The following is a 19258-nucleotide window of genomic DNA, read 5'->3' as shown; positions in this document are numbered from 1 at the left end:
CGGCAAGGTCGTCGCAGGCGCCCTGCGCCGCGATGGAGAGACCCTGCGGGTGGCCGCGGGAGCGGTGCCGTCCCTCGGCCCACCGGACCGCAGCCTCCTGGGCTTTCCCGGCTCGATCTACCGGATCGCCGACGATGTCAGGCCGGCTCTGCAGGCTACGGTTCGCGCGGGCGCTTCGTGCCGCCGCCTCCGCATCCTGCACCGAAGTCCGCCCCGGCGCTGGAACTGAGCGCCGATCACCGGCCCGCGCCGTCTTGAGGCGGGACCGGAGGTCCGTTCGTCTTCGAGGGTCACGCGCATCGGCGGCGGCAAGCTTGGCTGTATAAAACGCCTGTGACTCAATATCGTTAACGACGTTTTAGGGTTGCTACTACGGAAATAAGTGTGATGTATGAATTCATGGCCGAGTTATTGAGTATTTGCCATGAACTACGTAGGTATATGCTTTTTCAATGATGTCGGGCGGTGCTTGTGCGGCCCTGTGGCCGCCGGCGGAGGCAGTACCCTCGCGGCTAACCAGAGCAGCTCCGCGACCGTGAACGACGTTCGATTGAGCGTGCCCGGCGGATCGATGGTCGCGGCGAGTACACCCTTGGCGTCGGCATCGGGTGGCGGCGCGGGCAGGACTGCGGCTTACACGATGGCGGGCCGGCGTTCCGGCGACTCCGTCTCCGATTTCAGATCGGGGACTGCGGCGAGTCCGAGCTGGAGCGGCGGAAGCGGCTCCGGTGGTGCCCCCGCGCCCGAGGTGAATGCCGGCCTCGGCCTGCTCCTCGCGGGCATCACGGTCGCCTATCTGCGGCGGAGGCGCGACCGCCGGCTCGCGCAGTCCCCGGTTCGCGCAGTCGGGCTGGACGGCACGCCCTGATGCGTGACGGCCGCGCGCAGCGGGAGGTAACCCTCCCTCGGGCCATTCGCGGCTTCGTGTCCGGCCGGGCCGTCTCCGCCTCGTGCGGGGCCCTGCTGGCCTTCACGGCCGGCACCGTCCTGTCGGCGATCCTGCAGCGGCATCTGCTCGAAGCGCCGCAATCCGCCCAGCGTCTCGTCGAGTTCAATGTGGGCGAGGCGTTCGGGTTCGCCGCAAGTCTGTCGCTGATCCTGGCCGATTCCTCCCGGCGCGTCTCGCTGACCGGACCGGACATCGCCGTCCTTCTCCTCGCGGCGCTCGCTTGGTTCGTGCCGGAACATCACGGGGTCTATCTCGCCACGACGCTCGCGGGAGCCTGGTTTCTCCTCGGCGGGCGCACCGATCGCCGAAGGGCCGACCTCGGTCAGATCTGGCTGGCACTGTCCATTTACGAATTGTGGGCGAAGCTGATCTTCAAGGTGGCCTACCAGATGATCGAGGTCATCGAGGTAGGCCTGATCTACAGGATCGGGCGCCTGTTCTACGGCCGCCTCGGAATCGCCGGGGCGAGCCTGAACGTCCGGGACGACTGGTCGATCGTGATCCTGGAAGGCTGCTCGTCCTTTCACAACCTGTCGCTCACCGGGCTGATCTGGCTCTCGATCCTGAAGATCGCCGAGCGAGCGGTCGGCCCGGCGGCATTCCGCGCGCTGGGCGTGAGCGCCTGCGCCGTGGTGGCGATCAACATCGGGCGCATCCTGGCGATGCTGCCGTCGCGCGAAGCCTACCAGTTCTGGCACGACGGGGCGGGGTCGTCCCTGGTGGCGCTGGGTTCCGTCGCGGCGGCGATCCTCCCCATCCTGGTCTGCGTGGAGCGGGACGCATGCCGACTCAGCCCGCGAACCTGACGCCCTGGGTCCGCAGCGGCCTCGCTGCCCTCTGCATCCTGCTCGCCGTCTCGGTGTCGGTCCGGTCCTATGCCTACTGGCAGCGGTTGGCGGATGGCGCGCCGGCGTGGGAAGCGTCCGGGCAGCCCGTGGACCTCGGCGGGGGCGCAACGCTCCCCCGGGCCGCCGCCGCGCCCTTCACCATCCGGGTCGCGCCCTGCGCATCACCGGTGGCCGTCGATTTCCTCCGCGCGAGTCCCTACGAGCCGGACCCGTCGCTCGTCGGACGGCCGCAACCCGGAGATCGGGTCTTCTACGTCTATCGCGGCCGGGACCTCGGGACGCGCTTCGTCACGATCAGGCTCAACGCGATCTACCTCGCGCGCCTGGCCTATGCCCGATTGACCGGGCAGGACGTTCCCGCAGCCGACGATCTGGCCCTGAAGATCATCGTGCCCGCGGGGTGCGAGGCCTCGGCCGACCACGTGATGGCCGTCCTGCGAACCGCCTACCCTCCGCCCGCGCCGTCCGCCCTCCGCGACCGGGCACCGCCTCTCTGAACGGGTCGCCGGAGGCGGGGCTGCGATCTCCGGCCCGGTGTTTCGTGCGGCGGCGCTGCCCCTCGTGCTGCCCCCGTCCCATCCACCCGAACGTCGATCAGGCGCGGGAGGGCTGAGGGCGGTCCCGGTCGACGCGGCGGCGTGCGCCCGGACACCCACGACGTGCAACGCGCGATGTCCACGCCCCGGGGGCAGTCCACCCGCCCGGATGGCCGGTCGTTGTAAAGAGGAAGGCATCCTGCTTCCGCAATCGATCCTCGACTATCGCGTCATCAGCGGGCGATCGATTTGCCGGTCGACTCCGTCCACCGGGATCCGGGTCGGACTTCCTGTAAAACAAGGGAAAATGATTTATCGATCTTTAATCTATGTCGGATAGTCTTCGGAGACGTGCGTGCGTAATCAACAGGCGTAGTAATCGATGGCCGTTTGCTTCGGACTGGCAGGTCGCCGGCGTCGTGTCCCGTGCGGCGCGGCCCTGTTGCTCGTGCTGCTCGCGCAGCCGGGGAGCCCCTGCCGCGCGGCCGAGGCCGGTCAGGACGGCGCCGCGACGATCCGGGGCGACCTGTACGATCTCTCGTCGCGCGTGGCGGCGAAGAACGCGGGCGACGCGTACCGGGACCTGAGGATCGGCGCGCCCGCCCCGGCCAATCAGCTGTTCAGGGTGACGACCGGGAGGGGCGACGCGTTCGACGTCTCCCAATCGGGGCGGGACAACGACCTGCGGTCGGATCAGGGCGGCCTGAACGCCAGCCTGAGAGCCGCGCAGTCGGGGTCGCGCAACCGCCTGTCCAGCTCGCAGAACGACCTCGCCATGCTGGTCGTCAGCCAGCGCGGGGATCACAACGAGATCCAATCCGCCCAGAGCGGCCGGGACAACCTCGCCAAGCTCGATCAGACGGGCGCGTACAACACCATCGTCGGGGTGCAGAGCGGGTCGGGCAACACGGCCATTGTCACGCAGGCCGGCCAGTACCAGACCGTCGTCTACGCGCAGAGCGGCATGAACGCGACCCTCACGGTCCGCCAGCGCTAAACCGGTCGCCGGGCGCGGCCCGCGCCCGGCGACGCGTCAGTCGTCGAGCCGGATCGCGTTCGGGTTCGACTTGTCCCGCTTGGCGGCCGGCACGGTCTCGTGCAGCCAGTCCGCCGAGGGTCGGGCGACCGTTGGGGGCGGGACCGCGCCGCGGGGCGCCGGCACCGCCTCGGCCGCCGCGTCGGCCGCCGGGGGAGGCGGGGCCGGCGACGGCAGGAGCGCCGGCCGCTGGTTCTGCGGTCCGAAGCCGTCGACGCAGCGCCGGAGCGCGACCGGATCGGGCAGCAGCGTGCAGTCGTTCACGTTGGTAGGGGCCTGGGCCGAGGCGGGGGTGTACGCCAAGCACAGGATCGCCCAGACACGGCAGCGTGGCCTCATCCTCATCGCCCCGACGGATTGACTTGCAGGATCTCGATGCTGCTCGGCTCGCCGGGCTTGGGCTTGCGCTTGGCCGGGGGCGGCGCGGGCGGGAGCGGCTGAGCGCCCTGCGGCGGTCCCCCGGCCGCGACCCGCCCGGCATTGCCGGGCGGCGGCGGCAGGCCCCGGCCGTTGAGCCGGCCGAGCCGGACCACGACGCCCTCGACGCGCTGGGTCGCGGCGTTGAACGCGCACTCGTAGGTGATGCGCACCCATTCGCGCTGCGGGTTCATGAACCGGATAGAATCACCCTTGTAGCGCACGATCATCCCGCCCGCGGCGGGCGGGTCGGCCTCCTGGAAGATGCCGCCGTAGGGCCGCGTCAGCCATTCGAAGTCGAACGGCGCCTCGTTCTCGACCCGCGGGGCGCAGACCTGCGAGGCGCGGTCGGCGCTGGTCCGCACGCAGGTCGCGTCGCAGGTGGCCGGCCGGGCCTCGCCGGACGCCGCCGGGGCGGGCGCCGGAGCCTCCGTCCTGGGCGCGTCCGCCTTGGGCGCGTCTCCCTTAGGGGGCGCGGCGCCCTCCACGGCCCGCGCGGCCGCCGGCCCGAACGCCGACAGGGCGAGGGCCAGGACGAGCGGGATCGCGCGGCGGGGGCCCGGCGCGGCGGCGTCCCGCGTCCCGGCCGTCACCGACCCCGCTCCGTAGTCACGCCTCGGCTGCACCGTATTCACGCGCTCACTCCCGCTCGACGACTTGTCATGCCCGCGCGCCGCGCGGAGGAACTTCCGTGCAGACCCGGACGTTTGAAGTCGTCCGGATCCGGAACCTTCAGGTCACGCGCGCCCATCCCGGTCGACGCCGTGTGCCGCGCGCGAAACGAACGGCGCCATGCAAGCACGGCTCATCCTCGCCCTCTGCCTCGGCTTCGCGTCCGTGCCGGACGCCTACAGCCAGCCGCGTCCGGGCGGCAAGCCGTCCGCGAACATCAATGACTGCACGTTCGTGCGCGACCCGACGGCGCTGCGGGATTGTCTCGATTTCGCCGAGGGGCAGCGTCTCGGCCCGGCCATCACGCAAAGCCCGCCCGATCCCATCGTCAGCCCCCAGCTCCTCAAGCAGGCCAAGCCCGATCCCCGCAGCGACGGCAGCGCCGCGGCGCGCCGTCCGGCGCTGCGGCCCGTCCGCTTCGATCCGGTCCGCGTGGAGCAGGCCGAGCCGCAGCGCCGGCGCACCCTCCGTCAGTAGGTTCGCCGGACGAGGCATCGGTTTTCGCCACCGCCGACCGCCGCGCAGAGCTCGTCCTCGGACCGCGCGATCACCTCGTGCCGCCGCGGCCCGGCTCCCGCCTTGGCGGCCGGGATCGTCTTCAGGGTCGCTCGGCGCCGGCCGACCGGGAATTCGGCCGCGAGCGCGGCCGACACGGTTGTCGAGGGGGCGGCCGGGGGGGCGGCGAAGAGCGGGGAGGCGGCCAGCAGGGCGGTCTCGGTGCCTCCCGGCGCGCGCCTGAGCGAGGCCCAGCGGCCCGCCGGCGCCCACTCCTCCACCACCCGGCCGGTGATGATCTGGACGTAGTCGCGGGTCTCCTGCGGCATCCCGGAGGCGCCGGCCAGCCAGCGCTCGACGCGGCCGGGGCCGGCATTGTAGGCGGCCGCCGCGAGGCCGAGATTGCCGAAGCGGGCCGTGTGGTCGCGCAGAAGCTCCGCCGCCTTGATGACGGCCTGGCTCGGGTCGAACGGGTCGGTCAGGCCGCGCTCCAGCGCGGTCGCCGGCATGAACTGCGCGATGCCCAGCGCCCCCTTGGGGCTGACCGCGTCCGCGCGCAGGCCGCTCTCCTGCCGCAGGAGGCGGTAGAGGAAATCGTAGGGCAGCCCGGTGCGCGAGGCGGCATCGGAGATCAGGGGACTGTAGCTCGCCGCAGGCCGGCCCGTGCCCCAGGAATCCCACAGCCGGCTTGTCGGCGGCAGGGCGGGAGCCCCCGTTGTGAGGACCAGGTCGGAGACCGGGGCGGGCCAGAGGCCGGCGGACGGGCCGGGAGCCGCGTCGGCGGGCCCCGCGAGGTCGCGCAGGTTGACCACCGTGTCCCGCGCCGCCGCGGCCATCGGCGCGGCGCGCTCGACCGCGCGCCGCGGCGGCGCCAGGTCGTGCGCGACGCCCTCGACCAGCGAGATCAGCATCAGCCACCCGGTCAGGAGGGCCAGCAGGCACTGGAGGCAGGGATGCATGGCCTGTTCTCCCGCAGTCCGGCGTCAGTTCTTCGCCGCGACGACGACTTCTCCGGCCGGCACCTGGGCCACGGCCTCGACCGGCACGTCGCCCTTGTCGCGGAGCAGGTATTCCTCGACGAGGTGGCGGCCGACCGTCGGATCCCGGAACCGCCACAGACCCCGGCGCACGCCCTCCATCACGGTCGAGTAGACCGCGAGCTCGATCGCCTCGCGCACCGCCATCTGGGTCGGCTCGTTGCGGGTGATCCCGGCATCGACGGCGAGCAGCTTGTTGAGCGCGGTGTAGCGGTAGGTGCTGCTGTCCAGGGCGACGGAGTAGATGGTCTTGGTCACCGTCACGCTGTCGAGCACCTCGCCGGTCTGGACGGAGACGATCCGCATCCCGACCGTCACGATGTCGCGGCGGTACTTCACGTCGCCGCCGATGCCGAGGTAGCGCGCGCCGAGGCCGCCCGTGATGGTGTTGGCGTCGTAGGCCAGGATGCCGCCCTCGACGATCAGGCCGGCGAAGCGGACGGGCGGGAGCGGCTTGACGTTGTCGGGGGCGAACTCCGTGCGGGTGGCGCGGATGAGCTGGCGCTCCTGCAGCACGTCGGCCAGGCCGGCGCGCTCGACGACGCGGAACCACGAGCCGTTGCCGGCCCGGCGCAGGGCGTCGACCACGAAGGCCGCGCCGCCCTGCGTCACCGCGCGCGAGTACTCGGCGATGTTGTCGTTGGGCTTGTTCTGCCCGGTCAGGTCCGGGAAGTTGTAGACCGCGATGTCGACGCTGCGCAGGGGCGGCGGCAGGCTCGTCAGGTTGAGACCCGTGGCCGAGGGCGGCGTGATCGTCGGCGCCTGCAGGAGCGGGTCGCTGAGCCACGACGGCATGCAGGCAGCCGAGGAGAGGAGGATCGCCGCCGTCAGGGCGCGACCCAGCAACTTGCAGATCAAAACACTAATCCCCCGCTTGATGCTGTTTTGACAGTTCGTTCTACCTATAGAGCATCAAGTTTTAGATTTTATTATGGCCCCGACGGGACGGTGACCTGCGTGACTGTTTGTCCGTCGTTAATCGTGACCTGCACATCGGTGCCGATACGCTGGAACGAGATGTTGGTGCCCTGGAAGCTGAAATTGCCGCTGTTCTGCGCGTTCTCGCCGAAGATGGCCGAGGTGATCTTGTTGGCCAGCGAGCTGTAGAGCTGGGACTGAAGCTGCTGGGCGAAGAGCTGGCCGGGGCTCTGCCGTCCAGTGTTCTGCTCTAGCGCGCTCTGAATCTGTGACCGACGCTGCTCCTCGCGCTGGTAGAAGTTCTGGGCGGTCGCCTCGGATTGCAGCCAATTGCCGTTGAGTGGGCTGCCGCCGAAGGCGGGATTGACGGGCTGATAGATCAGGTTGCCCGCCTGCGCATCGAACGTGGCGAGCGCGAGCAGCGCCGTGACGGTGATAAGGCTGGTGCGCATCCTCAATCCCTTTTCAGATCCGGCCTATCGGCTCTGGACGACGGTGACCGGCTTGCCGGCCCCGCTCTGGGTGATCGCGTTGCTCAAGTTGGAGCCGTCCTGCCGGCTCATGGCCGTGGCACCTTGACCGTTGAGCGTGATGTCGGTTCGGTTGTTGTTTCCGTTCTGCTGAACGCCGACGGTGTTGGGGCCGCTTGTCGTGACGGTAGCCGCATTACCGGAGCCGGACTGGACCAGGAACAGGACGTTCTGGTCGCCGCGCATGGCCACGTTCGCCGTGTTGGAGGTGCCGAACTGCTGCGTCGTCGCGACGGAGCCGCCCTGCTGGTCGAGGTTCAGCGCGTTGGACTGGCCCGACTGCGTGATCGAAGCTTGGTTGCCGCCGATCGAGAGGAGCGGGATCGGGATCGTTTCGTGGCCGATCACCGCGTATTCCTGGGCTGGCTTGGCCATCCGTGCTTCGGGAGTCATCGTGGCCTGCGCTGCTGCCGGAGAGGCCCAGACCGCTGTGAGCAGGATCAGGACGACCGAGGGCGCGACGTTCAACTTCCTAGAGCCGATCATGACCGTCCTCGCACTCAGCACTGATCTCGCCTGACGCCACCTTGAGATGGGCCTTGTAGTTCGCTCCAACTTCGACGCTGAAACTCAGATGCCCGACCGCGCTTGCCTGAGGTGGGACGGTTTGGAAGGCGCCCCCTTGGTTAAGCACTGAGGAGCCTGATGGTCCGTTCTTCACGACGCGCAACTGGTAGGTGCCTGATCTCGGATCTGTCGTGAAAACCAATCCCGTAAGGGAGACCGTGCCGGCGGTCACTTGTCGAGTCAACTCACAGCGGATTGCGGGGGGTTCGATCGCAGCCGTTACGGGCATGATGTGACCTCGCGGTTACAGTAACGGATGAGGGCCGCGCTGTGCAGCGCGGCCCTCACTCGCCTCGTGATGCTCGCCCGCTTCGCGGGCGAGAGGCTTAGCGCTGCCGGGCGTTGATCGTGTTGTTCACGCCGGACTGGGCGCTGTTCACGACGTTGCTGCTGGCGATCTGGGCCAGGTTCGCGACGTTGCCCGAGCCAGACTGGGTGTAGACCGCGAGGTTGTAGCTACCGGTCTGGTCCACAGTGGCCTTGTTGTTGCTGCCGGTCTGGTTGCCGGTGATCGTGTTCCAGCTACCGGTCTGGGTCAGCGTCGCGGACACGCCGGTGAGGCCAGCCGTTCCCATCTGCGTGGAGGTGATGGTGTTGTTGGCGCCGGTCTGGGTCGACATCAGCATCGCCATGTCGCCCTGCGTGCTCGTCAGGCTGTTGGAATTACCGCCCTGTTGAACAGCGTTCAAGGAGCTGTTGCTGCCGGTCTGCGTGTAGTTAGCGGTATTGTAGCTGGTCAGCTGCGTAACGTTTGCAGTGAGAGTGGAGCCGACTTGCGAGCCCACAATCGAGTTCCGATCGCCGGTCTGCGTCAGGGTTGCGAAGATGCCAGTGGCGGTGTCAGTGCCAGTGCCATTCTGCGTGCTGGAGATCACGTTGTTGTTGCCATTCTGCACCGAGGTGAGGTTGGCATACATGCCGGTCTGCTTGTTGGTCAGCTCGTTGCTATTCTGGATCTGGCTCGCCGAGGCAAAGAGATTCGAGCCGTCCTGGGTGTTGCTCAGCTTGTTCCCGTCGCCGTTCTGGAGCGCAGCCGGGCGATTGGAAACCTGGGCGCCGGTGAGGGTCTGAGCGTAGACGTCCCAAGCCGAACCCGGACCGCTGAGCGTGTTGCTCCCGCTTCCGCTCTGCGTCGACGTCGCCGCATTTCTGGAGCCCGTCTGCTCCAAGCCTGCGTAGTTCCCGGTGCCTTTGTTCTGGGTCACGGTCGCCGTGTTGCGGCTACCATTATGCTGGCGGACAAGCGCCTCGCTGGAGGATCCGAGCTGATTGACGGCCATCGTGTTGTCGCTGCCCTCAACCTGCACGAGGGAAGCGATGTTCTTGTTGCCCAGCTGATTCAGCGTGAGCGTATCAGCCGCAGAGTACTGCTGACCAGTGCGAGCGTTGTTGTTGCTGCCAACCTGGTTGACCGAGAGCGTGCTGTTGTTCACGCTCAGGAACTGCGCGCCGTAGGCATAGTTGCCGGAGCCGAGCTGGCCGAACGAGAGAGAGCTGCTGGCAACGCCGACGTTCTGCGTGCCGACGACGGTGTTGTCGGTGCCGCCCTGAACGCTCTTGATCGAGCTGTTGTTGCTCGCGCCATTCTGATTGAGCGTGGCATTGTTGCCCGAGCCGACCTGTGCAGCCTCAATGGTGCTGGAGGAGGTGTTTGACTGCGTCGCGGTGACGAGATTGGGCTTCGAGGAGGAGGTGCCGATCTGACCGACCGTGATCGAGCTGTTGCTCGTGGTGGCGTCCTGACCGGTGACAACCTGGTTGCCGCGGCCCGCCTGCCGCACCGTCTGCGTGTTGTAGCTGCCGCTCTGCTGCAGGTTAAACTCGCCGTTGGTCGAGAAGGTCTGGCGCAGGTCGATGGTGCCGTTGTTGGACGTGCTGTCCTGCTTGATCCGGTCGCTGCCCGAAGCTGCGCCGTTCTGACCGGTCAGAGCCGAGCCCGAGGACGACTTGCCGTTGTTGGTGCCGCGCTGCTGAAGCTCGACGGTCCCGCTGCGACCCGCCTGGAGGACGTTGGCGCTGTTGCCGTTGCCGTTCTGGAGGCCCTGTACGGCATCGCCGAGCCTGTTGTAGCTGCCGGTCTGGCTGACAGTCAGGTCGTTGCCGCCACCGTTCTGCGAGAACGCTGTGCCTTCCTTGCCGACCGTGTTGTTGCCGCCGCCATTGGTCTCGGACAGCGCGCCGCCGTCATCGTTCTGGTTCAGCGTGATGGTGTTGGTCGCCCCGGTGCCGTTCTGGCTGGTGTAGGCCCGGTTGTTGTCAGCGTAGGCCGAAGCCGCGATCGCGCAGGCGGCCACGCCCATCGACAGGCCGAGAATATGCTTTTTCATGGAATGCGACTCCCTCGAAGTGCTTGAATTCGCTGGACGTGCCATCTTCTGCGGCGCGTCAGGTCTCGTTTCGGAACATCAGTCCCGGGGAGAACCTTGACCTTTTAGTAACTGATCTCGCCGGCCCGTCTAGTGCGGAAATGCAGGCTAAGCAGTTTTCGCTGGGGTTGTGTGCCTATTTACCACAATTCAGATCGGTAGTGGACTGCAATTCATGATGAATAGGGCCGAATGACGGCGCGCAGCACTCTTCAGCCCGCACGTTTTACGGCGTACGGACCAAAGACATCCCGTTCAGTACAATTGAAGACAGTCCTTAACGCGTTCAGGCCTGGGCAGAGCCCTCGGCTGAACAGACTTAAGGGTCTGATAACCATTGCGGGCCGGCCTGTCCAGCCGATTCTGACGATTTTGGATACAATCCCCTGGGGGCCAACAGTGGAGGCCCCGGCGACAGCTTTGGCCGGACCGCCGAAGTAGGTCGTAATGTAGTATTAGCCTCGTCGTCCTGCGGCCGGTGAATTTCGGATGGTATACGCTTCGATCCGATTGCGGCCGTGGCTATTCATGCTGGCGCGGACCGTCGGATTACGGCCAGGGCATCGGAATCCTGCCGGCGGTCAAGGTTCGAACCGGCTCCCGAATTTCAATCTGACATTGAAATTCGAGGCGCCGGCATCCCCCCGGAGCGGTTCTGCTTCGCCGAGACCGCCCGCCGTCCCGGCCGGAGGACGGGCCGGGGGATCGCCGGCTCGCCGGTCGGGCATTCTGGGCGGCGCCTGTGGCCGTCCCGCAACGATCCGGCCGCGTGCCGCCGCGTGCGTCGCGGCGGCGCGGATGCGCGGACGTCCGCGGGGGCGCGGGGCGGCATCCGCCGTAGTGACCTCAGGATGCAGGCCCGCTGCACCCGCCGGAGGCGCGGCGCCCCGCTAGGCGGCGACGAGGTTCAGGATCCGGGAGGCCGGCGCGAGGTCCACCCGCCGCCCCCAGTCGAACGCGAGGAAGTCCTGCTCGATCCCGTCCGCGAAGATCACCCCGCCCTCGTTCATGCGCGACGTCACGGTGAGCGGGGCGCCGGCGAACTTCCCCGCGCGCAGCGCCGTTCCGGTGGCGATGCTGGGGAAGGGCTCGCGCACCCAGTAGCCGACCGCCGCCTCCTCGATGCCGACCGCGAGGGTCAGGTGCGTCGCGTCGCTGATCGAGCGGGCCCACCCGGTCAGGCCCGTCCCGGAGGCCACGATCAGGCCGCTCGACGACTGCTCCTCGGCCCGGCCTCGGTCCTCGATCCGGTAGCGCGCGGATTGATGGCTCCGGTGGCCGACGAAGATCTCGTTGAGGGCCAGCAGCCGCTCGCCGCCGTCGAGCACCGCCTGAACCATGGTGCGCCGCTGGAGCGGCACGGCCCCGGCCCCGCTGGCGGGCAGCAGGGCGCGCAGGGCCTCCACCCGTGCCGTCGCCAGGACGCCGTCGTAGAGATCGGGCGCCGGGTTGACGCCGATCACCGGCTGCCCGTCCAGGTACTTGGCGACGTTGGCCACCAGCCCGTCCTGACCCAGCGCCACGACCACGTCGTCGGGGGCGAACAGGAACCGGTCGAGATCGGGACGCCGCACCAGGGCCTGCCGCCAGTCCAGGGGCACGGCCGCCCGCGCCTCGGCCAGCACCGCCTGGAAGCGGGCGTGGCGCGCCTCGACCTCGGTGATCGCCTGCCCCCGGCTCTCCAGGAAGAACCGGACTTGGCCGCGGGTCGCGTGGCGGGCGAGGAGCAGCTCGTAGTCGGTGTCGCGAATGACGAAGACCGCGCGGGGCGTGGGGGCCGGCATGGATCGCCTCGTCAGCGCGGCGCGACGCGCGCGGGCAGCACGCCGCGGATCTCGCCCAGGAACGCCGCCATCAGGTCGGGCGTGACGTTGACGTGCTCGATCGTCTCCAGCTTGCCGGCGAGTTCCCGCGCCGCCAGACCGAGGAGGACGGCCGGCGGCATGTCCCGGTAGATCGCGGCGCGCCGCTGCTCGGCCTCGGCCCGGGCCCCCTCCACCAGCCGGATCCGCTCGGCCTCGGTGCCCGCCTCCAGGCCCCGCGCCTCCGCGAGGCCGGCGGCGCGGTCGCGGGCATTCTCCGCCTCCTGGGCGATCAGCACCGTCTCGCGCCGGGCCAGTTCGGTCTTCGTCGCGAGCTCGTTCTCCGCGATGGCGCGCTCCTTCTCCACCGCCAGGGCGCGCCGGGCGAAGGTCGCCGCATCGGCCTTCTGCTGCAGGGCCTCGAAGGTCGGCGTCTGCAGGGCGCGCTCCAGCTCGCTGGTCGGGGCGAGATTGGTGAGCCGCACCGACACGGCCGCGACGCCGATCTCGGCGAGCGCCGGGGCGGCGAACAGGACCTGCTCCAGGACGGCGCGCAGCGGCTCCGGGCCGGCATCGAGGAGGGGGCCGATCGGGCTCGCCCCGAGATACTGCAGCGCCGCCTGGCCGGCGATGCCGCTGAGGCGCGCCTCGATCCGCTCGATCGGTTCGCCCTGCAGCCGCCCGGTGCCGAGGTTGATCGAGAAGTCGATCCGGCTCGCCAGCAGTTCGGGATCGACCACGCGCCAGCCGATCGTCCCCTGGAGCACGACGGTCTGGAAGTCCCGGCTGCGGCCGCGGACGAACAGGGTCATCTCGCGGTCGTCCACCGGCACCTCGCTGATGCTGGCGGTCTCGGGCCTGAACCAGAAGACCAGTCCCCGGCCGCTCTGCCGGAGGCGGCCGTTGCGGAAGCGGATGACGTGGCTGCTCGCCTCGCTCCGAAGCTGGGCGATCACACCGATGTTGCGGACCGTAGCCATGATGGTCTCCTCAAGACTCGCGTGACCTGTCGAACCGGAAGAATTCGGCCGGGCGGAACGCCGTACCGGCCTCGCGGGCGCCCGTCGGCGCGATCCAGCCGCGGTCGCGCATGCGGCGGCGGAAGGCGGATTTGTTGAGGGGCGCGCCCAGGATCGCCGCGTGCACGTCCTGCAACTGCCGCAGGGTGAAGTGGTCGGGCAGAAGCGCGAAGGCGACGTCGGTGTAGTCGAGCTTGCCGCGCAGCCGCTTCACCGCGAGCGCGAGGATGTCGGCGTGGTCGAAGGCCAGGGCGAGGGCGGCGCCGTCCTCGGAGACGGCCGAGATCGCGCCGCCGGTCTCGCCGGCCCAGGGCACGATCAGGGAGGCCGCCGCCAGGCCGGCCTTGGCCCGGGCGTCCGCGACAGCCGCCTCCGGCAGCAGCGCCAGATAGGCCACCGAGACGATGCGCATGCGCGGATCGCGGTCCACGGCACCGAAGGTGTAGAGCTGCTCCAGCCGCGCGCCGCCGATCCCCACCTTATCGCGCAGGACGCGCCCCGCCGCCGCGTCGAGGGTTTCGGCGACGCCGACGAACCCGCCCGGCAGCGCCCAGAGGCCGGCCTGCGGGTGCTGCGCACGGCGCATCAGGAGAGCGGCCAGTCGTCCCGCCTGAATGCCCAGCAGGACGAGATCCACCGCCAGGGCGGGCCGTTCGTGGGCCGCGGGATCGTAGCCCGCCAGGAACTCGGCTTCGGTCATCGCTCGATTTATGCACAATCTGAGCATAACTAAGACGCATGGTGCGCATATGTCAAGGAGGGTGCCGGAGCCGCCCCGCAGCGCCGCAGGACGCACGAAACCGCACCGCCACCGCACAGATCCGCCCGAGAGCGTCCGGCACGTGCGCCCCGCGCCTGCAAAAGGGCGAAGCTTCTCGTGGCGATGGCGCGCCGGGCGGGGGAGCTTCAGCGGCGAGCCGGCCCCGATCCGCCGGTGCAGGAGGTTCTCCGATGCCGTTCACATCGCCACGACCCATGATCGACACGCCGCGCAACGCCGCCCTGTCGCCGCTCTTCCTCGGCCTGCTGGCGCTCCTCGTCATGCTCGCCTCGGCCCATGCGGGGCCGGTCCCGGCGCGGGGCGGCCTGATGCTGCGCGGCCCCGTCGGCACGGCGCCGGTCGAGGCGGTCCGGCTCGCCACCGACATCGGCGTCGAGGTGAGCGGCCCGACCGCCCGCGCCGTCGTCACCCAGGCCTTCCGCAACACCACCGCCGACTGGGTCGAGGGCACCTACGTCTATCCCCTGCCGGAGGACGCGGCCGTCGACGGGATGAAGCTCGTCGTCGGCAACCGCGTGATCGTCGCCGACATCCGCGAGCGGGCCGCGGCCAAGCACGCCTACGAGGCCGCGAAGGCGGCCGGGCAGGCGGCCGCCCTGACCGAGCAGGAGCGGCCCAACATCTTCACCAACGCGGTCGCCAATATCGGACCCGGCGAGACGGTGCTCGTCCAGATCACCTATCAGCAGACCATCCCGGTCTCCGGCGCCGCGCGGACGCTGCGCCTGCCCCTGGTGGTCGCGCCGCGGTACACTCCTGTCCCCCCGGCTTTGGGTACGGTCGCCCTCGACGGGACCGCCCACGACCCGGTACCGGATCGCGCCCGGATCAGCCCCCCGGTACTCGATCCGGCGGTGTCCCGGCCGACCAATCCGGTTGCCGTCACCGTGCGGCTTCAGGCGGGCTTCGCCATCGGCGCGGTGCGCAGCGTGACCCATGCGATCCACGTGACCGTGACCGGACCGGAGGCGCGCACCATCACCCTGGCCGAGGGCGTGGTGCCGGCCGACCGCGACCTTGAACTGACCTGGGAGCCCGCACAAAGCCGGATGCCGGGCCTCGGCCTGTTCCGCGAGACCGTGGCCGGCCGGACCTACCTGCTCGCCGCGGTGAACCCGCCCGCGCTCGAGGCCGATGCGCCCGCCCGCCCGGCGCGCGACGTCACCTTCGTGATCGACAATTCCGGCTCGATGGCCGGCGCCTCGATGCGGCAGGCCAAGGCCGGGCTGCTCGCAGGCCTTGTCCGTCTGACGCCCCGGGACCGGTTCAACATCATCCGCTTCGACGACACGTGGGACGCGCTGCACCCCGCGTCCGTCCCGGCGACGCCGGAGGCCCTGCGCGGGGCCGAGGGGTTCGTCGCCGCTCTGGAGGCACGCGGCGGAACCGAGATGCTGGCGCCCCTGAGGGCGGCCCTGGCTGATTCCCAGCCCGAGGACGGGCGGGTGCGGCAGGTCGTGTTCCTCACCGACGGCGCGGTCGGCGACGAGGAGCGGATCTTCGCGGCCATTCACGCCGGGCTCGGACGCTCACGCCTGTTCATGGTCGGCATCGGTTCAGCGCCCAACGGTCATCTGATGCGCCACGCCGCCGAGATCGGCCGTGGCACCTTCACGGAGATCCGCGACCTCGCGCAGGTCGGCGAACGCACCCGCGCCCTCTACGAGAAGCTGGAAGCCCCGGCCGTGACCGACCTCACCGCGACCTTCTCGGTTCCGGGCGTCGAGGTCACGCCGGGGGCACTGCCCGACCTGTATCGCGGCGAACCCCTGGTCTTCGCCGCCCGGCTCCCGCAATCCGGCGCGGGGAGCGTGACCGTCTCGGGCCGTGTCGCCGGCCGGACCTGGACCCGCACGCTGCAACTCGACGAGGCCGCCCCCGGCGCCGGCATCTCGAAGGTATGGGCGCGCTCGCGGATCGGCGAGACCGAGACGGCGCGCATCACCGGGCGCCTCGACCGCGACGCGGCCGAGACCACCATCCTGGCCCTCGCGCTGGAGCACGGCCTGACGACGCGCCTGACCAGCCTCGTGGCGATCGACGCCACCCCGCGCCGCGCCCCGGGCATGCCCCTCGTCGCCGCCGACCTGCCGCTGAACCTGCCGGCCGGCTGGGACTTCGCCGAGGTCTTCGGCGGCGATCACCCCGGCGCCGCACCGGATCACGGGGCCGGCGCCCGCGTGGTGCCGATCAACGCCGCCGGCACCGGTATCGATCTGCCGCAGACCGGAGCGGGGATCCTGCTGCAGCTCGGCCTCGGGCTGCTGATCGCCCTCCTGGGCATCGCCCTGTCGCGGCCCGGCGGCGGGCGCACCGGGGTCGTGCGATGAGCCGCCGTCGCGGCAATCCGCCGAGGAGGGCCGTGGCGGCCCTCCTCGGCCTCGCGGGCCTGGGGCTGGCGGCGCAGGCCGCCTGGATCCCCGTCAAGGCCGCCCTGGCGCAGGCTCTGCTGGAACGGGCCTTCACCCGTACGCTGACCGACGGTCGTCCGGCCAAACCCTGGCCCTGGGCCGACACCGAGCCGGTCGCCCGGCTCGCCCTGGCCGGCCGCAGCTTCGTGGCGCTGCGGGGCGGAAGCGGGCAGGCCCTGGCTTTCGGCCCCGGCCAGCTGGATGGGACGCCGGAGGCGGGCGAACCGGGGACCGCGGTCTTCGCCGCGCACCGCGACACGCAATTCGCCGTGCTGGGCGACCTCGCACTGGGGGATCCCGTCGCGGTCACGCGGCGCGACGGCCGGACGATCCGCTTCCGCGTCAGCGGCGTGCGCGTGGCATCCTGGGACGCTTCGGGGATCGACCCGCAGGCGCCCGGACGGCACCTCGCCCTCGTCACCTGCTGGCCGCTCGCGGCGCTGCGGTCCGGTCCGCTGCGCCTGATCGTCGAGGCGGACGCGGAGACGCCGTGACCCGGTGGCTCGACGCCCCGTGCACGGCCGCTTGCGCGAATGTGCGGTTTCGTGCGGATCTGTGCGGGTCGAGCCCGTGCGAGCCCTGCCTGTGAGCGAGATCGAACTGTCCGAGGCGCAGAGCCGCGCCATTGCCCAGACCGTCCGCGAGGCCCTCGCCCGGCGGCGCATCTCCCGGCAGACCCTGGCCGAACAGGCCCGGATCAGCATCTCCACCCTGGAGAAGGCGCTCGCCGGGCGACGGCCCTTCACCCTGGCGACCACGATCCGGCTGGAGGAGGCGCTGGGCCAGCCCCTGCGGCACGACGCGAGTCGCGCGGCAATCCCGGAGCCCCCACGCTACGCACCCGACGCCCTCGGGTCCTACTCGCGGGAGGGCGTCTCCTGGCTGGAAGGCCGTTACCTCACCCTGCGCCCCTCCTTCGGAACGACGGGCGCGATCTTCGCCTACCGCACGGAGATCGCCTGGGACGCGAGCGAGGCGCGGCTGGTGTTCCGCGAGGCCGAGCGCGTCGATGCGCCCTTCGCTCAGTCGGGCAGCGTCGCCGTGCCGAACCAGTCGGGCATGATCTACCTGGTGACCAACTGGCACGGGCAACATCGGCTCGCCGTGCTGTGCCGACCGAACATCCAGGGCGAGATGTACGGAATCCTGACGACGCTGCACGCAGGCCGCGGCACCCAGCTCACGCCGGCCGCGGCACCGCTGGCCCTGCTGCCCGAGGGCACGGCGTCCGAGAACCAATACGGACGCGTCGCCCCGCCGGAGCCGGCCTACGAGCGATACCGGTCGCAACTCGACCGGGTCCGCGCGGACGGATACGCCACGTTCTTCATGGGCGCAGACTGACCCGGGCGGCCCACCTCGCAGGCCCCCCGGCGCCGCAGGATCGAGCCGAGGGCCCGGGAGATCCGCCGCTTCAAGCCTCCCGCACCAGCCGGTCGAGGCGCATCCGCGTGATCGCGCTGATCTCTTCCAGCGCGGTCGCCTCCTCCTCGGCCGGCCCGCGATCGAGGCGTCGCTCGAACAGGACCAGGATCTCGCGCAGGTCGCGGCCGCGCACGGCGACGATGAAAGGGAACCCGAACCGCTGCCGATAGGCGGCGTTCAGCCGGTCGAAGGCTTGCCCGTCCGCCTCGGTCAGCCGGTCGAGCCCGGCGCTGCCCTGCTCCTGCGCGGATTCGGCCGTCATCGCCCGCGCCCGGGCTTCCGGGCCGGCGAGTTCCGGATGGCCGTTGAGGAAGGCGAGGCGCCTGTCCGCCGACGCCTCGCGCACGGCCGCCATCATCGCCGCGTGGAGGTCCGGCACGTTGGCGAAGGGACCTTTGCCGTGGGCCGCCCGCGCGACCCAGGCCGCGTGCTCGAACACGCCGCCGAACTGCGCGACGAAGGCGTCGCAGGTCAGGCCGTTGACGCGGTGCAGGTCGATCATCGTCATCAGCTTCCGCGATAGGTGGTGAAGCTCGACGGCGCGCACAGCATCGGCACGTGGTAGTGCTGCTTGGCATCGAAGACCGCGAAGCGCACCACCGGGTTGTCGATGAAGATGTCGGCTTCCGACGTGCCGGAGCGCGCCTTGAAATAGGGCTCGACGTGAAACTCCAGCTGGTACTGACCGGTCTCGGCCTTGTCGGCCGGGAGGATCGGCGCGTCGGTCCGGCCGTCGGCATTGGTGACGACGCTCTTCACGAGGCGCCACTGGCCGTTATCCAGGACGGAGAAGTCGATGCGCACCCCGGCGGCCGGACGGCCGCGGTCGGTGTCGAGGACGTGCGTGGTGATGCCGGCCATGGCGGACCTCCTGAGTGAATTGTGGGGACCCGGCGGCCTAGCTGCCGCGGTAGTACGAATAGCCCCAGGGCGTGAACAGCACCGGCAGGTGGTGGCGCTGGCCCGCGTCGCGGATCTGGAACCGGATTGGCACGAGGCTGAGGAAGTTCGGGCTGGGCAGCTTCACGCCGAAGGTCGCGAAATACGCCTCGAAGTGCATCACCAACTCGTAGCGCCCGGCCTTGAAGGCGTCATCGACGAGGAGCGGCTCGGCGGTTCGTCCGCTCGGCGCCGTGGTGACCGTCTTGAGCAGCCTGTAGCCCTCGCCGTCGTGCATCGCGAGGTCGCAGACCATGCCGGCGCCGGGCGTGCCGTGGAAGTTGTCGATTGCGTGCATGGTCAGCCGCGGCGAGAGGCCGGCCTGCGAGACGGGGGCGGTGTTCAGCGTGCCGGGCTTGGCCGGAGCCCCGGCCGGCGCGGGCGTACCCTGCGCCAGGGCGGCGCCCGTCGAGGCCGCGGCCGCGGCGCCGAGCCCGGTCGCGACCAGGCCGCGCCGCGTCAGGACGTAACGATCCGGTAAGTGGTCCAAAACGGGATCCTCCTCGGGGT

The 19258-nt window shown here is 70.2% G+C and carries 21 protein-coding genes; 7 read left to right on the top strand and 14 right to left on the bottom strand.

The features are described 5' to 3' along the window. Window positions 1-867: 867 nt before the first annotated feature. The 3 genes from MKK82_RS30850 to MKK82_RS30840 all read left to right on the top strand — a co-directional run bounded on the left by MKK82_RS30850 (window position 868) and on the right by MKK82_RS30840 (window position 3330). Complete coding sequence (locus tag MKK82_RS30850) at window positions 868-1755, top strand: hypothetical protein (RefSeq protein WP_243987874.1); 888 nt, start codon at window positions 868-870, stop codon at window positions 1753-1755. After that, the gene (locus MKK82_RS30845) at window positions 1731-2294 is read left to right on the top strand and encodes a hypothetical protein (RefSeq protein WP_243987873.1); all 564 of its coding nucleotides are present in this window, start codon (window positions 1731-1733) and stop codon (window positions 2292-2294) included. The genes MKK82_RS30850 and MKK82_RS30845 overlap by 25 nt, the downstream gene beginning before the upstream one ends. Window positions 2295-2781: 487 nt before the next feature. Then, the gene (locus MKK82_RS30840; RefSeq protein ID WP_243987890.1) at window positions 2782-3330 is read left to right on the top strand and encodes a hypothetical protein; all 549 of its coding nucleotides are present in this window, start codon (window positions 2782-2784) and stop codon (window positions 3328-3330) included. Between the two features lie 36 nt (window positions 3331-3366). Here the strand turns inward: MKK82_RS30840 and MKK82_RS30835 are convergent, their stop codons facing one another. Together MKK82_RS30835 and MKK82_RS30830 are read right to left on the bottom strand one after the other, a co-directional pair. Continuing rightward, window positions 3367-3672 carry a hypothetical protein gene (locus MKK82_RS30835; RefSeq protein ID WP_243987872.1) on the bottom strand — a complete coding sequence of 102 codons (306 nt, stop codon included), beginning with the start codon at window positions 3670-3672 and terminating at the stop codon, window positions 3367-3369. Window positions 3673-3710: 38 nt separating this feature from the next. Then, the gene (locus MKK82_RS30830; protein WP_243987871.1) at window positions 3711-4379 is read right to left on the bottom strand and encodes a hypothetical protein; all 669 of its coding nucleotides are present in this window, start codon (window positions 4377-4379) and stop codon (window positions 3711-3713) included. A gap of 199 nt (window positions 4380-4578) precedes the next feature. Between MKK82_RS30830 and MKK82_RS30825 the strand changes: the two genes are divergently transcribed. After that, a complete protein-coding gene (locus MKK82_RS30825) occupies window positions 4579-4935 on the top strand; it encodes a hypothetical protein (protein WP_243987870.1) in 357 nt (118 codons plus the stop codon). On the opposite strand, the gene MKK82_RS30820 is transcribed toward MKK82_RS30825, so the two are convergent. From MKK82_RS30820 to MKK82_RS30785, 9 genes are all read right to left on the bottom strand, one after another. Further along, window positions 4929-5912, bottom strand: a complete 984-nt coding sequence (locus MKK82_RS30820) for a lytic transglycosylase domain-containing protein (protein ID WP_243987869.1) — start codon at window positions 5910-5912, stop codon at window positions 4929-4931. The two genes, MKK82_RS30825 and MKK82_RS30820, sit on opposite strands and share 7 nt — an antisense overlap. Window positions 5913-5936: 24 nt before the next feature. Then, entirely contained in the window at window positions 5937-6785 is an 849-nt protein-coding gene (locus MKK82_RS30815) for a CsgG/HfaB family protein (protein ID WP_243987888.1), read from the bottom strand. A 134-nt stretch (window positions 6786-6919) separates the two neighbouring features. Continuing rightward, window positions 6920-7360, bottom strand: coding sequence for a curli assembly protein CsgF (locus MKK82_RS30810; RefSeq protein WP_243987868.1), 441 nt, complete (start codon window positions 7358-7360; stop codon window positions 6920-6922). Window positions 7361-7384: 24 nt separating this feature from the next. Beyond that, on the bottom strand, window positions 7385-7924 hold the full coding sequence (locus MKK82_RS30805; RefSeq protein ID WP_243987866.1) for a hypothetical protein: 540 nt from the start codon (window positions 7922-7924) through the stop codon (window positions 7385-7387). Beyond that, window positions 7911-8234, bottom strand: a complete 324-nt coding sequence (gene csgH / locus MKK82_RS34500) for a curli-like amyloid fiber formation chaperone CsgH (protein ID WP_409566842.1) — start codon at window positions 8232-8234, stop codon at window positions 7911-7913. The genes MKK82_RS30805 and csgH overlap by 14 nt, the downstream gene beginning before the upstream one ends. A 97-nt stretch (window positions 8235-8331) precedes the next feature. After that, on the bottom strand, window positions 8332-10332 hold the full coding sequence (locus MKK82_RS30800) for a beta strand repeat-containing protein (RefSeq protein WP_243987864.1): 2001 nt from the start codon (window positions 10330-10332) through the stop codon (window positions 8332-8334). A 929-nt stretch (window positions 10333-11261) separates the two neighbouring features. After that, window positions 11262-12155 carry a hypothetical protein gene (locus tag MKK82_RS30795; protein ID WP_243987863.1) on the bottom strand — a complete coding sequence of 298 codons (894 nt, stop codon included), beginning with the start codon at window positions 12153-12155 and terminating at the stop codon, window positions 11262-11264. Window positions 12156-12166: 11 nt separating this feature from the next. Next, a complete protein-coding gene (locus MKK82_RS30790; protein WP_238290945.1) occupies window positions 12167-13153 on the bottom strand; it encodes an SPFH domain-containing protein in 987 nt (328 codons plus the stop codon). A 10-nt stretch (window positions 13154-13163) separates the two neighbouring features. Beyond that, window positions 13164-13892 (bottom strand): NUDIX hydrolase, encoded by a 729-nt coding sequence (locus tag MKK82_RS30785; protein ID WP_238290944.1) that lies wholly within the window; start codon window positions 13890-13892, stop codon window positions 13164-13166. Between the two features lie 251 nt (window positions 13893-14143). On the opposite strand from MKK82_RS30785, the gene MKK82_RS30780 reads away from it, so the two are divergent. From MKK82_RS30780 to MKK82_RS30770, 3 genes are all read left to right on the top strand, one after another. Next, entirely contained in the window at window positions 14144-16303 is a 2160-nt protein-coding gene (locus MKK82_RS30780) for a marine proteobacterial sortase target protein (RefSeq protein WP_243987862.1), read from the top strand. Next, on the top strand, window positions 16300-16878 hold the full coding sequence (locus MKK82_RS30775) for a class GN sortase (protein WP_243987861.1): 579 nt from the start codon (window positions 16300-16302) through the stop codon (window positions 16876-16878). The genes MKK82_RS30780 and MKK82_RS30775 overlap by 4 nt, the downstream gene beginning before the upstream one ends. A gap of 91 nt (window positions 16879-16969) precedes the next feature. Beyond that, window positions 16970-17728: a multiprotein-bridging factor 1 family protein gene (locus tag MKK82_RS30770; protein WP_238290938.1), complete on the top strand. Its 759-nt coding sequence runs from the start codon at window positions 16970-16972 to the stop codon at window positions 17726-17728. A 70-nt stretch (window positions 17729-17798) separates the two neighbouring features. On the opposite strand, the gene uraD is transcribed toward MKK82_RS30770, so the two are convergent. From uraD to MKK82_RS30755, 3 genes are read right to left on the bottom strand one after another with little or no spacing between them, the layout of a single operon-like run. Then, window positions 17799-18317, bottom strand: coding sequence for a 2-oxo-4-hydroxy-4-carboxy-5-ureidoimidazoline decarboxylase (gene uraD / locus MKK82_RS30765; RefSeq protein ID WP_238290936.1), 519 nt, complete (start codon window positions 18315-18317; stop codon window positions 17799-17801). After that, on the bottom strand, window positions 18317-18670 hold the full coding sequence (uraH, locus tag MKK82_RS30760; protein ID WP_238290934.1) for a hydroxyisourate hydrolase: 354 nt from the start codon (window positions 18668-18670) through the stop codon (window positions 18317-18319). The genes uraD and uraH overlap by 1 nt, the downstream gene beginning before the upstream one ends. A 37-nt stretch (window positions 18671-18707) precedes the next feature. Further along, window positions 18708-19238 (bottom strand): hydroxyisourate hydrolase, encoded by a 531-nt coding sequence (locus MKK82_RS30755; protein ID WP_238290933.1) that lies wholly within the window; start codon window positions 19236-19238, stop codon window positions 18708-18710. Window positions 19239-19258 lie beyond the last annotated feature (20 nt).

The organism is Methylobacterium sp. E-046, assembly GCF_022829625.1.
GTDB classification, from domain to species: Bacteria; Pseudomonadota; Alphaproteobacteria; order Rhizobiales; family Beijerinckiaceae; genus Methylobacterium; species Methylobacterium longum.
This window is presented reverse-complemented; position numbering and strand designations above follow the sequence as displayed.

Coding starts and splice junctions, on each gene's coding strand:
- MKK82_RS30795 (WP_243987863.1), bottom strand. CDS start 12,155: ATGCCGGCCCCCACGCCCCGCGCGGTCTTCGTCATTCGCGACACCGAC.
- MKK82_RS30800 (WP_243987864.1), bottom strand. CDS start 10,332: ATGAAAAAGCATATTCTCGGCCTGTCGATGGGCGTGGCCGCCTGCGCG.
- MKK82_RS30815 (WP_243987888.1), bottom strand. CDS start 6,785: ATGCCGTCGTGGCTCAGCGACCCGCTCCTGCAGGCGCCGACGATCACG.
- csgH (WP_409566842.1), bottom strand. CDS start 8,234: ATGCCCGTAACGGCTGCGATCGAACCCCCCGCAATCCGCTGTGAGTTG.
- MKK82_RS30825 (WP_243987870.1), top strand. CDS start 4,579: ATGCAAGCACGGCTCATCCTCGCCCTCTGCCTCGGCTTCGCGTCCGTG.
- uraH (WP_238290934.1), bottom strand. CDS start 18,670: ATGGCCGGCATCACCACGCACGTCCTCGACACCGACCGCGGCCGTCCG.
- MKK82_RS30775 (WP_243987861.1), top strand. CDS start 16,300: ATGAGCCGCCGTCGCGGCAATCCGCCGAGGAGGGCCGTGGCGGCCCTC.
- MKK82_RS30845 (WP_243987873.1), top strand. CDS start 1,731: ATGCCGACTCAGCCCGCGAACCTGACGCCCTGGGTCCGCAGCGGCCTC.
- MKK82_RS30810 (WP_243987868.1), bottom strand. CDS start 7,360: ATGCGCACCAGCCTTATCACCGTCACGGCGCTGCTCGCGCTCGCCACG.
- MKK82_RS30850 (WP_243987874.1), top strand. CDS start 868: ATGCGTGACGGCCGCGCGCAGCGGGAGGTAACCCTCCCTCGGGCCATT.
- MKK82_RS30780 (WP_243987862.1), top strand. CDS start 14,144: ATGCCGTTCACATCGCCACGACCCATGATCGACACGCCGCGCAACGCC.
- MKK82_RS30785 (WP_238290944.1), bottom strand. CDS start 13,892: ATGACCGAAGCCGAGTTCCTGGCGGGCTACGATCCCGCGGCCCACGAA.
- uraD (WP_238290936.1), bottom strand. CDS start 18,317: ATGACGATGATCGACCTGCACCGCGTCAACGGCCTGACCTGCGACGCC.
- MKK82_RS30820 (WP_243987869.1), bottom strand. CDS start 5,912: ATGCATCCCTGCCTCCAGTGCCTGCTGGCCCTCCTGACCGGGTGGCTG.
- MKK82_RS30805 (WP_243987866.1), bottom strand. CDS start 7,924: ATGATCGGCTCTAGGAAGTTGAACGTCGCGCCCTCGGTCGTCCTGATC.
- MKK82_RS30790 (WP_238290945.1), bottom strand. CDS start 13,153: ATGGCTACGGTCCGCAACATCGGTGTGATCGCCCAGCTTCGGAGCGAG.